General features: G+C 40.0%; 9 protein-coding genes. 6 read left to right on the top strand and 3 right to left on the bottom strand.

The window, feature by feature from the left end:
• Nucleotides 1–77: 77 nt before the first annotated feature.
• Nucleotides 78–356, top strand: a complete 279-nt coding sequence (locus A7P55_RS13270) for a transcriptional repressor (RefSeq protein ID WP_171552447.1) — start codon at nucleotides 78–80, stop codon at nucleotides 354–356.
• Between the two features lie 9 nt (nucleotides 357–365).
• Here A7P55_RS13270 and A7P55_RS13265 read toward each other — a convergent pair whose 3' ends face one another.
• Nucleotides 366–1,172, bottom strand: a complete 807-nt coding sequence (locus A7P55_RS13265) for a rhomboid family intramembrane serine protease (RefSeq protein WP_171552446.1) — start codon at nucleotides 1,170–1,172, stop codon at nucleotides 366–368.
• 72 nt (nucleotides 1,173–1,244) lie between these two features.
• On the opposite strand from A7P55_RS13265, the gene mtgA reads away from it, so the two are divergent.
• Both mtgA and ppk1 read left to right on the top strand, forming a co-directional pair.
• Nucleotides 1,245–1,919 carry a monofunctional biosynthetic peptidoglycan transglycosylase gene (gene mtgA, locus A7P55_RS13260; protein ID WP_167250749.1) on the top strand — a complete coding sequence of 225 codons (675 nt, stop codon included), beginning with the start codon at nucleotides 1,245–1,247 and terminating at the stop codon, nucleotides 1,917–1,919.
• Between the two features lie 114 nt (nucleotides 1,920–2,033).
• The gene (gene ppk1 / locus A7P55_RS13255) at nucleotides 2,034–4,112 is read left to right on the top strand and encodes a polyphosphate kinase 1 (RefSeq protein ID WP_171552445.1); all 2,079 of its coding nucleotides are present in this window, start codon (nucleotides 2,034–2,036) and stop codon (nucleotides 4,110–4,112) included.
• Nucleotides 4,113–4,160: 48 nt separating this feature from the next.
• Here ppk1 and A7P55_RS13250 read toward each other — a convergent pair whose 3' ends face one another.
• Nucleotides 4,161–5,936, bottom strand: a complete 1,776-nt coding sequence (locus A7P55_RS13250) for an ATP-binding protein (protein ID WP_216078048.1) — start codon at nucleotides 5,934–5,936, stop codon at nucleotides 4,161–4,163.
• Nucleotides 5,937–6,013: 77 nt separating this feature from the next.
• Nucleotides 6,014–6,697 carry a response regulator transcription factor gene (locus A7P55_RS13245; protein WP_171552444.1) on the bottom strand — a complete coding sequence of 228 codons (684 nt, stop codon included), beginning with the start codon at nucleotides 6,695–6,697 and terminating at the stop codon, nucleotides 6,014–6,016.
• Nucleotides 6,698–6,954: 257 nt separating this feature from the next.
• Here A7P55_RS13245 and A7P55_RS13240 point away from each other — a divergent pair, with 257 nt between their 5' ends.
• The 3 genes from A7P55_RS13240 to A7P55_RS13230 all read left to right on the top strand — a co-directional run.
• Nucleotides 6,955–7,473, top strand: coding sequence for a hypothetical protein (locus tag A7P55_RS13240; RefSeq protein ID WP_171552443.1), 519 nt, complete (start codon nucleotides 6,955–6,957; stop codon nucleotides 7,471–7,473).
• Nucleotides 7,474–7,596: 123 nt separating this feature from the next.
• On the top strand, nucleotides 7,597–8,391 hold the full coding sequence (locus tag A7P55_RS13235) for a hypothetical protein (protein ID WP_216078047.1): 795 nt from the start codon (nucleotides 7,597–7,599) through the stop codon (nucleotides 8,389–8,391).
• A gap of 282 nt (nucleotides 8,392–8,673) precedes the next feature.
• On the top strand, nucleotides 8,674–13,508 hold a 4,835-nt coding region (locus A7P55_RS13230; protein WP_289847043.1), incomplete at its 3' end, for an ESPR-type extended signal peptide-containing protein.

Genomic DNA, 13,508 nt, shown 5'->3' with positions numbered 1-13,508 from the left:
TAATTCAAATAAAGATTAAGCACAGTTTATGTACTGTGCTTAATCGCTTTTATATAATTTGAATAGGTTCAACTGATATGAATAAAATTGATAATATGCAGTTTTATATGCAGAAATTAGCGCAATATAACTTTCGAGTGACCATTCCGCGTATTCAGGTACTTAAAATTTTATTTGAGTCAAATACGGCCCTTACTGCGCATGAAATAGGCTATATTTCCCATAAGTCGGGGCAGTATTTATCTCAAGGTACAATTTATAACACACTCAGTGTGTTTAAAAAGTGTGGTCTAGTCAGTTATACAAAATTTGAAAATGACAAAGCACTCTATTCGACTCCATTTTCAAAAAATTGAAAAATAAAATTATTTTATCAATCCATTTTGTCCCAATATCTCCTGCCATAAAGGATTGAGTCCTGTGCTTAACACTGTGCAATACCAATAAAATGCAGTAAGTAGCAGCAGTCCACTACCTAAGGCGATAATCTGGAAGAGGCCCTTATTTTGCATCTTTTGACTGAAATACCATGTCGCAGCTAATAAAGCTCCCATGATCATACCGCCAATATGAGCAGCATTATTAATGCCTGAAACGGTAAAACCAAAGACAAGGTTAATTCCCATAATCATCAGTAATGACTTTTTATCTAGCCAAAAACGCTGTTGTGGCAAAGGTGGAAATAAGGATACGACGGTCAACGCAGCACCAAGGCCCATCACTGCGCCTGAGGCCCCAGCACTAATGTGTGGAAGCAGTTTAGGATCAAAATGTTGCAATAGTGCATAGCCATCACGAATGCTTAAATAGCTCGACAGTACACTGCCCATTAAACCGGCTAGAAAATACAGACCAATATAGTAGCTGCGGCCAAATAGCTGTTCGGCTACACTTCCGAAAATATACAGTGCCCACATATTTAGCATTAAATGAATCATGCCAAAATGAAAAAACATACTGCTGAATAAGCGTTCAGGTTCAGATGTGAAGGTCAGTGGGGTAAAATCTGCACCCCAAGCGATTGCATCTACTGGGGCAGGGTCGGTAATATTCACCCCTGAAAGAATTTGCCAGCCAAATAATCCGACATTGACTGCGATCAATAGCGCAGTAAACCACCATGTTTGTATTTGCAATTTTTGATTAATTTGTGGTGGAGTCGTTTCAGTCATGTGTTTACGCTAGTTATTGATATAAAAAATAGCTTAGCATGAATTTGTTGCACGATGGAGTGATGCATTTTAATGAAAGCCTTTTTAGCACGCGCAGTAATGTTGATTATCGGCGTCATTCTACTGATTCAGTTATGGATCTTTGGTAGTTTGGTCTGGTGGCGGACCCATCCGGTTGAAACGACGATGTTTATGCGTGCAGACTATTTGACTGACTTCAAACCGATTAAACAGGAATGGCGCGATTACGATGAAATTAGTGATAATTTCAAACGTGCAATATTAGCGGGTGAAGATGCTAAGTTTATCCATCATCATGGTTTTGACTGGGCTGGAATTCAATTTGCATTGGAACGAAATAGTGAAAAAGGTGAGTTGGTTGCGGGTGGATCAACGGTTTCACAACAGTTGGCTAAAAATTTATTTCTTTATAATCAGCGCTCATTTATCCGTAAGGGGCAAGAAGCAGTTGCCACATGGATGATGGAGCGGATGTGGTCAAAACGCCGCATTTTAGAAGTGTATATGAACTCGGTTGAATTTGGTCAAAACATTTATGGGGTTGAGGCAGCGGCTCAATTTTATTATGGCAAAAGTTCAAAAAGTTTAAGCCGAGAACAAGCGGCTTTCTTGGCGGCATTATTGCCTAATCCAAAGTACTATCAAGACAACCGCAATGATCGCAAACTGCAATATCGTAAACGTGTCATTTTAAAATATATGAATGCGATACAAATTCCGCAATAATCCAAAAAAAAATTTAAAAAAGCCCAATATTTTTGGGCTTTTTTACCAAATTGACATAATTTTGCAGCATACTTAAATCATCACTTGATGAATGATAATGCGACAAGGTTCGGTATGAATACTGCAGTGACGACAACAGCGCCCATAGAATATAGTTACAACGACCGTTATATTAATCGTGAACTTTCGATTCTCGATTTCCATCTTCGTGTACTTGAGCAGGCCGTCGACCCACTTCACCCCCTTTTAGAACGGATGAATTTCCTGCTGATTTTTTCACGCAACTTAGATGAATTCTTTGAAATTCGTGTTGCGGGAGTGATGGAGCAACTGACTTTAGGTAATGAAAGCCGCACACCAGATGGCTTAACACCTAAACAAGTTTTAGATCAAATTTCAAAAACAACACATGCTGCGATTGAACGCCAATATCGTATTTTAAATGAACAAATCTTGCCGAAGTTACGTGAAGAAGACATTTGCTTCTTACGTCGTGGTGAATTAACGCCAGCACAATCGGCTTGGATTAAAAAGTATTTCCAAGAGCAAGTTGCCCCTGTACTGACTCCAATTAGTCTTGATCCTGCACATCCGTTTCCGCGCTTAGTCAATAAAAGCTTAAACTTTATTGTGACGCTTGAAGGGAAGGATGCGTTTGGCCGTCAGATTGACCTCGCCGTTGTCCCAGCACCACGCTCATTACCACGTGTAGTACGTTTACCTGATGAACTCACCGATGGTAAAGAACATCATGTGATGCTGTCTGCGATCATTCATGAACATGTCTCTGACTTGTTCCCCGGCATGACCGCGACTGGCTGTTATCAATTCCGTGTCACACGTAATGCCGACTTAGCCTTGAATGAGGATGTAGAAGATCTGGCCAAAGCGCTCAAAGGTGAATTAAGTTCACGCCGTTTTGGTCGTGCAGTACGTTTGGAAGTCACGCATAATTGTCCAAAGCATATTTACGAATACTTGTTGGATGAGTTTGATTTAAACGAAGAGCAACTTTATCGTGTTGATGGACCAGTGAACTTGGCGCGTTTATTGTCGAACTTTAAGCGTCCACATTTACGTTATGACTCGCATACCCCTGTGATTCCAAAAGCATTTAAAAAGTCGGAAAGTATTTTTGCGGCAATGCAAAAGCAGGACATTTTATTGCATCATCCCTTTGAATCATTTGCGCCTGTGATTCAATTGTTGCGTGAAGCTGCGCGTGATCCGCAAGTGTTGGCAATTAAACAAACGCTCTATCGTAGTGGTGCAGATTCAGAAATCGTGCAAGTGCTTGCCGAAGCAGCACGAAATGGTAAAGAAGTGACCGCAGTCATCGAACTACGTGCACGTTTTGATGAAGAATCTAATATTGAAGTGGCCAACGTCCTACAAGAAGCAGGTGCTGTGGTCGTATACGGTATTGTAGGTTATAAGACCCATGCCAAAATGATTCTGGTGGTGCGTCGTGAAAATAATAAACTGGTGCGCTATGTACATTTAGGCACTGGGAACTACCATGCCACCAATGCACGTATCTATACCGACTATGGTTTGATGACCACAGACAAAGACTTGTGTGAAGACGTACACCGTATTTTTCAAGAATTAACCGGTATGGGTAAAATGGCAAAGCCGAAAAAGCTATTGCATGCGCCATTCACGTTGCATGCTCAACTCATCAATTATATTGATGACGAAATTGCCAATGCCAAAGAAGGTAAACCCGCACAAATTATTATTAAAGTGAATGCTTTAACTGAAGTTCAATTGATTAATAAATTGTATGAAGCATCGCAAGCGGGTGTACAGGTCGACCTGATCATTCGTTCGATTTGCTGTTTACGACCTGGTTTGCCAAATCTGTCGGAAAACATTCGTGTCCGTTCGATTGTAGGTCGCTTCTTGGAACATACCCGTGTTTACTATTTCAGCAACAATGGTAATCCACGTATTTATGGTTCAAGTGCAGACTGGATGGATCGCAATTTATTTAATCGCGTAGAAGCATGTTTCCCAATTGAAGATCCCGCTTTGAAGAAGCGTATCTATCAACTCGGTTTATTGAATTATCTCAAAGATAATCAGCAAGCATGGGTATTACAAGGCGATGGTATTTGGGATCGCGCACGACCTGTAGAAGGTGAAGAACCGCATAATGCACAGCATACTTTGCTAGAAGCAATCAAATAACTGCTTTTGTGTTCCAACAAGTCATTTACTTATTGGAACACATTTTAATTAAAGTGGAATACAGGCCTTTAATGAGGTACGTCCAGTTTTTGAATAGATATCTAAACAGCCACCTAAACGTTCTAAGCGAGTTTGCATACTTCGTAGTCCTACACTCATTCCCGCAGTTTGAACTGATTCAACGTTAAATCCGATTCCATTGTCTTCAATTTCTAAGACTAATTTTGAGTCATTTGAAAAAGAAAGATCAAACTGCACAGATGTTGCTTGGCTATGTTTTAAAATATTGGTTAAAGCTTCTTCTGCTACTCGCAGTAAAGTTAAGCAAATAATAGGACTTGGTTTTGTTTGCCAAGATTCTGGAAAAGACCATTTTGATGCAATATCGAGTTCGTCAAATAATTGACTGAAACGATAACGAAGCGGTGCTCCCCATAATATAGGCGTGTCTGGAACTTTTGCACCCGTACTGGAACCGCTATCTATGACTTGTCGTAAGTCATCTCTTAATATTTTTAACATCGATAAAAAATGTTGATTGGACAAATTGGTAGGGCTTTGGTCCACCATTACCATTGAGCGCACTAGGGAGCCGCCTAAGCCATCATGTAAATCATGCGCCAGTTGTAAACGTTCTTGTAGTTTGGCATTGTCTAATTCCAATTGATGCTGTGCATTGAGCGAAACAGTGAGCTCATCTTTGACCTGAATCATGTTCTGCGCTAGGGTCTGGTTAAACCTTTCAATTTTTTTGACATTTTTCGATAATCGTAAGGCCAAAATAATGGCAATACATAAGGTCATTACTGGGGCGGTATAAGGGATGAGGCCTGTGATTCTGCTTTCTACTTTGCTAAAAATAAGATAAACATCATGTGCCACAATAAATAAAAACAGTAGAAAAACACCTGCTAATAAATAAGCTTCAATTTGTTTTACTTTATAAGCGATAAAGGGAAAGCTAATACAATTGGCCAAAGTGATAAAAATCGCACTGAGAAAGGTGAATAATAAGAACCAAGATAAGTCTTTGTCAGGCAATAAGAGGGCTGAAACAGCCACAACTAGAAAGCAAATAAAAAATGTTTTTTCAATACGTGGAAAGCTTTGATGAGCAAAACGCCATGCATATAAACAACCACACAAGGAATGAGCAAAAATCATGACAATATTGATTCTTGCAATTTCTAAAGTCTTTAAACCAAAAGGTGGATTCAGAAGGGTGACATTGCTCATGATGACTACCCAACAAAAAGAGGTTAAAGCAAACCAACCGAAAGCTTTCTCTTGTCTTCGAAATAACCAGACCAAAAAAGCGATAATACCGAGCGTGAAAGAAAAGGTAAGATTAAAAAAATTTAAGACACGTTGTTCACGCCAAAAGGTTTCATATTTTGTTCGAGCAAGATTAGGTTTGTCTAAAATGACATAGCCCAATCCAGACTCTTGTGTTGCGACACCAACGACCCGAATCCATAAAGTATTTTTTCCTTGTTTTAAGGTTGAGGGCATTAAATCCCAATGACGAGGCATATTCCAACTACGGGATAGTGGTTCCACCAAAGACTTATCTTGCCATAGCAGTTCATCGTTTAAATAAATTTGGCCAGCCATATTAATGCTATTGATCACTAAGGCCACGGCCGTTTTTTGGTTCTGAGGACAATGATAATTCCAGATGATTTTGTACCAGGCACTGCCTGTATAGTCTGGCCAACGCACATGCCAACGGTCAGGTAGGTGGGTTGGTTGCCAGTCCTGATCAGGTCGTTGTGTTCCATCAGCACCGATGGCTTTAGCCACTTCTATGGATTCAATTTGCATGCTACATCTAGATGAGCTTGGTACTTCTGCAGCACTAATTTGTCCGCATAGGATGATCCAGCAAAGACAAAGGGACTTTATAAAAGACCGAGTGAGCGAGCTGTATTGATTGCTTTTGATCGGCTGCTGACCGAGAGTTTTCGATAAATATGTTTGATATGACATTCGATTGTATATTTTGATAAATGGAGAAAATCGGCGATTTCTCGATTACTCATTCCTTGAGAAACCAGTTGTAAAATTTCAAACTCTCGAGTTGAAAGTAAATTATTTTGTTGTAAAGCGGCGGTCTCTTTTACTTGAGGCTCAAATGAAATTTTTGACAAAATTTGTTGAGCAATAAATGGATCTATCGGTGCCCCACCTCTTAATATACTACGAATAGACAGCGTGATTTCAAAATCATCGCGCTCTTTTAATAGATAACCCGTTGCGCCTGTCTGGATTGCTTTAAGAATCGTTTCTTGGGTACTCCATGCTGAAATCACCAAAACAGGTGAGGATTCATCCATTTGCCTGAGTTTTTCGATAAAATCAGTCCCATTTCCATCAGGTAGACCAAGGTCTACCAATGCAAAAGAAATAGGGCTTTGCTGAAGTGTTTCTATTCCCTGAGCAAGGGTTTGCGCAAAAATTAGGGCATCCTGTGTATAGCCGATTTCCAATAATATTTTTTTCAGGCGTTGTTGCATGATTGCATCATCTTCCAGAATAAATACGGGCACAGGTAATGTGAGTTCATTCTGAGACACAGAGATCATCCTTAACCATTATTGTTTTCAGTTGCCATCATAGAGTTGATTTGATTTTTTGACTATCACTGTAATTGGGTATTTGGGGTTTTATTTTAACTAAATTTTTAACTGAAATCGCATTTAATTTATAAAATATTCGATTGAAAGTTTATATTGTTTATATTGGAAATTAATATTTTTTATGGAAATACCAGTTTTCAGTGATATGAATTGTTTTTTCGTTTGTTTAAATTTGATGCTTGTTTATTATATGAGTTAAAAAGATGGAAATATCCAGAGAGGTAATAAAAGAAGGTTTTTGTGGATTTAAGGCTTCGAGTGAAAAATTGGTAAAAGATCTATTTAATAAGAGTGAAGAAAAATTAAAAAGTAATCATCACTGGAACGGTTTTTATCTGGCACCAGAAGAAAAAACGGCATGTGGCTATTTGCCCAGCACGGTTGAAACAACAGATGGAAATGGGACTGGTTATATTCATAAAGTATCTTTTCAAAAAGATGTAAATGTATTAATCACTTATGATGAATCATTTAAAACGGGAAAAATTGATATGAATGATTTGATTGAAAGTGTAAGGCAGTTAGGTATTCCACTAGGAGATGGGGGTTTTATGGACGAACTTGGCAAGCAGAACTATATTTTTAAATGTTACGTCAATCTAGATAATGATTTTGAAATTATTATACCTGAATCAATGCAGTCTTCTATTGTACATTTGGAGAAATATAAAAGTTGTACTTTAAAGCAATATAAGGTACAGCAGTGTGAAATGTTGGACTGAAATATTAGACAAGAAGGTGGAGGGTGGATAGATGATTTAATTAATCAGGCTTTGTTTAGGTGTTTTAAATAATAATGTTGTACTTGATTTTTATAAGATGAAATTTTTATATAAGGATAAATGATGAAACTTAAAGAAATAAATACGCTTGTTGATGCTGGAGAGGTGAACCTTAATCGCTATACATTTGTTTCAGAGGAGCTCAATAAGGAAGAAAATACTCAGCTCATGGCAGATGAACCAACTGGGGATAAGGAGGAAAAAGTCTATTTCCGTTTAAATCAAACGGGAAATATATTTTATGCGATGACAGCGAACGTCGATGGGATTAATGACAGAACCAAGAAGTTATTTGAAAGTGTGACGGTATTATTCGCTGCGATGACAGCAGCTTTAGGCGCAGCAGAGAAAACCTTGTTTGACTATGAAGCATGGACAGCCTTAATTCGCAAGTCTGGTTTTTTTGTTGAAGTCCAGAAAAGTTATCATACACTTCATATCAAGGAGAAGAGTGTAACAATCGATACTCAAATTATACAGCAGCTTTTACCTGGTGTAGCAACAGGTAATGCCTTATTAATTGCTAAAAGTGTGTTAAGTGCTTTAAATGGGGAGTTTAGCTCTCGAACAGAAGATGATAAAACCAAGATTGCCCATCTATTATTTTTCTGTGAAGAGCTATTTGGCGCACCATCCGTCACTGTACGTGTTTTTTATGCCAGTAAAAATACTCACCATGAGTTAGTAAAAACATCGTGTGCCACAGTCAGTAATACTTCTATAGACTTAACACAGGAAGCCAATACATTTATGTTTGTGTCGCCTGACAGTATTGCTGAATTTGCCCAAAAATTTAAAGATGTACCAGAAGCTTATCTTGAGTTAATTGAAAAGTTCAAAAAAGATATTAGTTCTTAAATAGATTAGGGTGTTAAGGGAAAACTTTAACACCTTTTTTATTTTTTAATAAAGAGTTGAGAGTGGTTACCTGATGAAATGATTATTTATATTACAGAGTAAATAGGGAAAAGAAGTTCTTATCATTACAATACCCATTGATGGGTTTGTCGTATTTATTCACTGTTATTTTTTATGCGAAAAACTCACTACCATTAATCAAAATACCAGTTTTCAGTGATATACATGTTTTAGTGTAATGTTTTGTAATTGTACCGACTGATTAAAAATATAGGTACGGATATGAATCACATCTTTAAAAAAATTTGGAATAAATCACTGGGGCGTATGGTTGTTGTATCTGAAAATGCCAGAAGTGCTGGTAAAACAGACAATACCACTGGAGTGCTAGTCAGTTCGGATGCTGTCACAGCACGCTCTATTTCATATCGGGGATTTAGCCTACAAACGCTAGTTTTAAGCATTGCTCTGGTTACAGGAAGTAATGTTTGGGCTGAGGTTTGTGATGTAAATGGTAGTGGTGGAAGTGGAGGGAGTACGGCACTGTCTGGGACTTTCGTATGTGGTCTAAATAATACGATATCTAGTCTTTTGGGTGGCTCGCTTGCTATTGGGTCGGATAACTTTGTAAGTGGCACTGGCTTTAATTCTGCTCTAGGTAGCTACAACACGGTTTCTTCTGAGGGAGCTGTCTCAGTCGGATTTTTAAATTCAAGTATTGGACTGGGTTCTACTGCAATTGGAACCGCAACCAATGCTTTAAATCCTCAACATCATCGATTACTCGTAGATAATATACAAAATGGCGTATTGGTTAGCGTAAATGATATTGCTGTAACAGCCACTGGGGCATCTAGATCGACGATCACACATATTAACGGTCAGGCTGTTAGTACTGCTGAAAGGGATCGTTTTCTTACAAATTTGCAAATTGGTGGAAATATAGCTGTAGGCCGATTTAGCAGTGCAGTAGGTGTAAAAAACCTCACTTTGGGAGAGTCTAGTGCTGCGGTAGGCTTTAATAATAATGCGACCAAATTGAATAGTAGTGTTTTTGGTACCAATAGCCAAGCTATAGCTGATGGTGCAACTGCTATCGGTAATAATTCTCTAGCCAATGAAGCCAATACAGTATCAGTAGGGCGTAGTGGTGCAGAAAAACGAATCACTAATGTTGCAGCAGGTACACAAGGAACGGATGCCGTTAATCTAGGGCAGGTGCAAAGCCTGTTTTCGGCTATTGGAGTATCGGATAACTATGCCCATAACAGCAATGATACAGCATTAGGATCGACATCTGGTGTTGCACACGCAACGGAAAATAATGGTACGACTTTAACCAAAGTTGCAGAGATTTCAGTCACTTCGACTAGTACCAGCCTTGATGATATCGATTCATTTACCATAAACGGTATTACCACGACCAAAGCTGCTGCCCCTGATAAAGTGGCTGCTTTTATTCAAGCAGCGAAAAAGGGGGGGAATATTGCTGTAGGTACAAATAGTAGTGCAGTTGGCGTTGCTAATATCGTAACTAGTGCTTCGAGTACAGCGATAGGTTATTCAAATGAGGCGAGAGGGAATGCAAGTGTTGCGGTTGGCTATAACAATACTGCTTTAATGCATGCAAGTAGTGCAATAGGTCATGATAATGTCGCGCTCCATGATTATGGAACTTCGATTGGGGTCAATAATTATAGTCAGAACAAATCAAGTGTTGCCGTTGGTTCTAATATTTCCTCATTAAGACCTACATCTATAACAACAAATGGATTGGGTATCATTACAGAAATCAACGGGATTCCTGTCACAGCGACAGGTAATACAACCGCAACGATTACACATGTAAATGGTACTGCTGTGACTGCTACAGAAAGACAAGCTTTTTTAGAACGGTTGCAATGGGGTGGAAATTTAGCATTAGCAGAGAATAGTAGTGTCTTGGGGGTTGGTGGTATTACTTTAGGTGCTAACTCGACCGCAGTTGGTTATGGTAATACAGCGAGGGGAGCAAACAGTAGTGCGCTTGGTTATTTAAATACCAGTGTAGGGCAATCCTCAACGGCAGTTGGTAGCGCAACGAGTCCAGCAGGCCGAACCCCTCCCGGCGTTATTGTAACAGCAGGAGTTGTAGATGCTATTGATGGTGTAACGGTTGTGAGTACAGCAACAAGTTGGACCGATTTACGTGATAACCCGACCAAACTGACTTCTGTGAATGGGATGGTACTGAGTGAAGAACAGAAATCAGCTTATGTAAATGCTTTACGTTATGGCAGCAATGCTGCCATTGGTTCGGCAAGTAACGCGATGGGCAATGAAAATATTGCGCTAGGTCTAAACAGTAATGCGCTAGGTTCAAATAATAAGGCAATTGCTTCTACCACTAATGCTTTAGGTCGGACCAATCTTGCTTCTGGGGAGTATAGTAGTGCAGTAGGTCATGCCAATACCTCTTCTGGTGTAGATAGTAATGCTTTGGGTTCCTATAACGTCGCTTCAGCATCGGGTAGCAGTGCAGTTGGTCGCCAAAATACAGCATCAGGTCAATTCAGTAGTGCAGTTGGTTATCAAAACATTGCAAATGGTATGCGAAGTGTTGCCGTTGGTAGCAAGAATTTGGCACAGCAACTGGGTGCAACTGCTATAGGTGCCTCCTCAGCATTTGGTACAGTGAATTATAAAAATGATGGGACCAAGATTACATATATTAATGATATTCCTGTTACTGCGACGGGATTAACTGTAAGTACGATTACGGCGGTCAATGGCGTCAGTGTGACACAAAGCCAAGTCACAGATTTGATTAATGCACTTCAAGCGGGTGCTAATGTGGCTTGGGGAGTGCAATCAACGGCAGTAGGCTCACAGAATATTGCAGTAGATCAACAAAGTAGTGCAGTTGGCTCTAAAAACAGTGCAATAGGCTATACCAGTAGCGCGATTGGTAATAATAACGTTGCATTAAAAGATAATAGCAATGCCATTGGTGCTGATAATAGAGCGGTCCTTGCTAATAGTAATGCTGTCGGGACACGTAACATTGCAGCACAGGCCAATAGTAATGCAATCGGTACACGAAATACTGCATTAGGTTCATCTTCTACAGCAATGGGTAGTGCGATTCGGAACAGTGCGGTAAATCCTACTGTGGGCTATACAGCGGGAGTAGTCAGTAGTATTAATGGTGTTCGTGTTACCAGTACCGCAACATCATGGCTTGATTTAACCAATAATCCAAGCAAGTTAACTGCGATTAATAACTTAACATTGACTTCAGAACAAAGTACGGCATTTGTAACTAATGTGGGGTATGGCGGCAATATTGCATTTGGCACAGAGAGTAATGCGATTGGTAACCAAAACTACAGTATTGGGGCACAAAGTAATGCGATTGGTGTAGCCAATATTGCGTTAGGCTCATCCAGTAGTGCGGTAGGGGTGTCAAATAAAGCCAAAGGTAACCTGAGTTTTGCTGCGGGGAGCAATAATTTAAGTCAACAAACCGGATCAACTACAGTTGGGGCATCAACAGGTTTCACCTATGCTTTTTATAGTAATGATGGAACTAAGCTTACAGCGATTAATGGTATTCCAGTCACTGCATTAGATCTTTCAACTGCATCAATTACACATATCAATGGTCTAGCGGTGAGTCAGCAGGATGTGCAGGATTTCTTAAAATCGATCGAGAATGGAGGCTCAATCGCTTTCGGTACAAATAGTACGTCTGTCGGTAATCAAAATATTGCAGCAGGAAACCATAGCACCACTGTAGGTGCCAGAAACGTTGCGGGTGATATTGCAACAGCCGTTGGTCATAACAATACGGCAACAGGAGTTGCCAGTACGGCCGTTGGTCAAGCGAATAAAGCATTAGGTGGAAATAGTACCAGTGTCGGATACGACAATGAGGCAACGGGTGTTTTTTCAAATGCGTTAGGCTTTGATAATCAGGCAGCACACCAGAATACTAGTGCAGTGGGTGCAGCCAATAAGGCATTGGGTATCAATAGTAATGCTGTTGGATATCTCAACACAGCTCAAAGTGTAGACAGTTCGGCTTTTGGTTCTCAGAACTCGGTAACGGGAGTACGTGGTAGTGCATTCGGTTATAAAAACGAAGCATCTGGTTTAGATAGTAGTGCACTCGGTCATGAGAATAAGGCACAAGCAATGGATAGCGCTGCTTTAGGTACAGATAATCTAGCGAGTGGGATGGGAAGTAGTGCAGTCGGTAATGCGAACAAAGCCTTAGGATTCAAGAGTAGTGCCTTTGGTTCAAATAACTTGGCAAGTGGTCAGTCTAGTCATGCATTTGGTAATGATAATTCAGCCGTGGGCAAAAGTAGTAGTGCCGTTGGTGTTGGTGGAGCGGCTCTGGGCAATGCCAGCTCCGTCATGGGGGGGGCTTTGGAAGATCAATCAAGTTTTGATCCTACTCAACCGCTAACCGTTTTGAGTGGTCGTATCCTTGAAATTGATTCATCTACAATGACGGGAAAAATTGATGGCCTAGATTTTTCTTTTGATCCTAATAATCCTACACATCCCGTGACTTTAGGCGGTAAAGCATTCACCATAGAAGAAATGAATGCCTTAATGCAGGCGGTTGAAAAAGGTGGGGCGATTGCTGTTGGTCAACAGGCATTGGCTGCAGGTTCACGCTCAACTGCATTTGGCGATAAGGCCACAGCCATCGGTGCAGAAAGTAAAGCTTATGCAGATAATAGTGTTGCCTTAGGTGCTGGTTCAGTGGCTGATGAAGCGAATACAGTATCAGTAGGTAAGGCTGGGGCGGAAAAACGTATCACCAATATTGCTGATGCTCAAAATGATTATGATGCGGTCAATAAGAAAGTTCTGACTGCAGCGGTAGCAGATGCAGTATTTTATGATACGGGAAGTAGTAAAGAGCTGATTACGCTAACTGGAGCGACTGGTACAAAAATTACGAATTTAAAGGATGCAACACTAGATGTTAATTCGACTGATGCTGTAACGGGTAAACAGCTATATGCAACCAATAATAGTGTGGACAATCTAGATAGCCGTGTCACCACTGAAGTTGGGACTTTAAATACCCGTATTGATGGTGTTGATACCACAATTGCAGG

Source organism: Acinetobacter sp. Ac_5812, from assembly GCF_013072695.1.
Taxonomy (GTDB): Bacteria; Pseudomonadota; Gammaproteobacteria; order Pseudomonadales; family Moraxellaceae; genus Acinetobacter.
The sequence above is the reverse complement of the archived record's forward strand: the minus strand, read 5'-3'. Positions and strand labels throughout refer to the sequence as shown.

Excerpts from the sequence above, each read along its gene's own strand:
- A7P55_RS13265 (WP_171552446.1), bottom strand. The coding sequence starts at position 1,172 with ATGACTGAAACGACTCCACCACAAATTAATCAAAAATTGCAAATACAA.
- A7P55_RS13240 (WP_171552443.1), top strand. The coding sequence starts at position 6,955 with ATGGAAATATCCAGAGAGGTAATAAAAGAAGGTTTTTGTGGATTTAAG.
- A7P55_RS13245 (WP_171552444.1), bottom strand. The coding sequence starts at position 6,697 with ATGATCTCTGTGTCTCAGAATGAACTCACATTACCTGTGCCCGTATTT.
- A7P55_RS13250 (WP_216078048.1), bottom strand. The coding sequence starts at position 5,936 with ATGCAAATTGAATCCATAGAAGTGGCTAAAGCCATCGGTGCTGATGGA.
- mtgA (WP_167250749.1), top strand. The coding sequence starts at position 1,245 with ATGAAAGCCTTTTTAGCACGCGCAGTAATGTTGATTATCGGCGTCATT.
- ppk1 (WP_171552445.1), top strand. The coding sequence starts at position 2,034 with ATGAATACTGCAGTGACGACAACAGCGCCCATAGAATATAGTTACAAC.
- A7P55_RS13235 (WP_216078047.1), top strand. The coding sequence starts at position 7,597 with ATGAAACTTAAAGAAATAAATACGCTTGTTGATGCTGGAGAGGTGAAC.
- A7P55_RS13270 (WP_171552447.1), top strand. The coding sequence starts at position 78 with ATGAATAAAATTGATAATATGCAGTTTTATATGCAGAAATTAGCGCAA.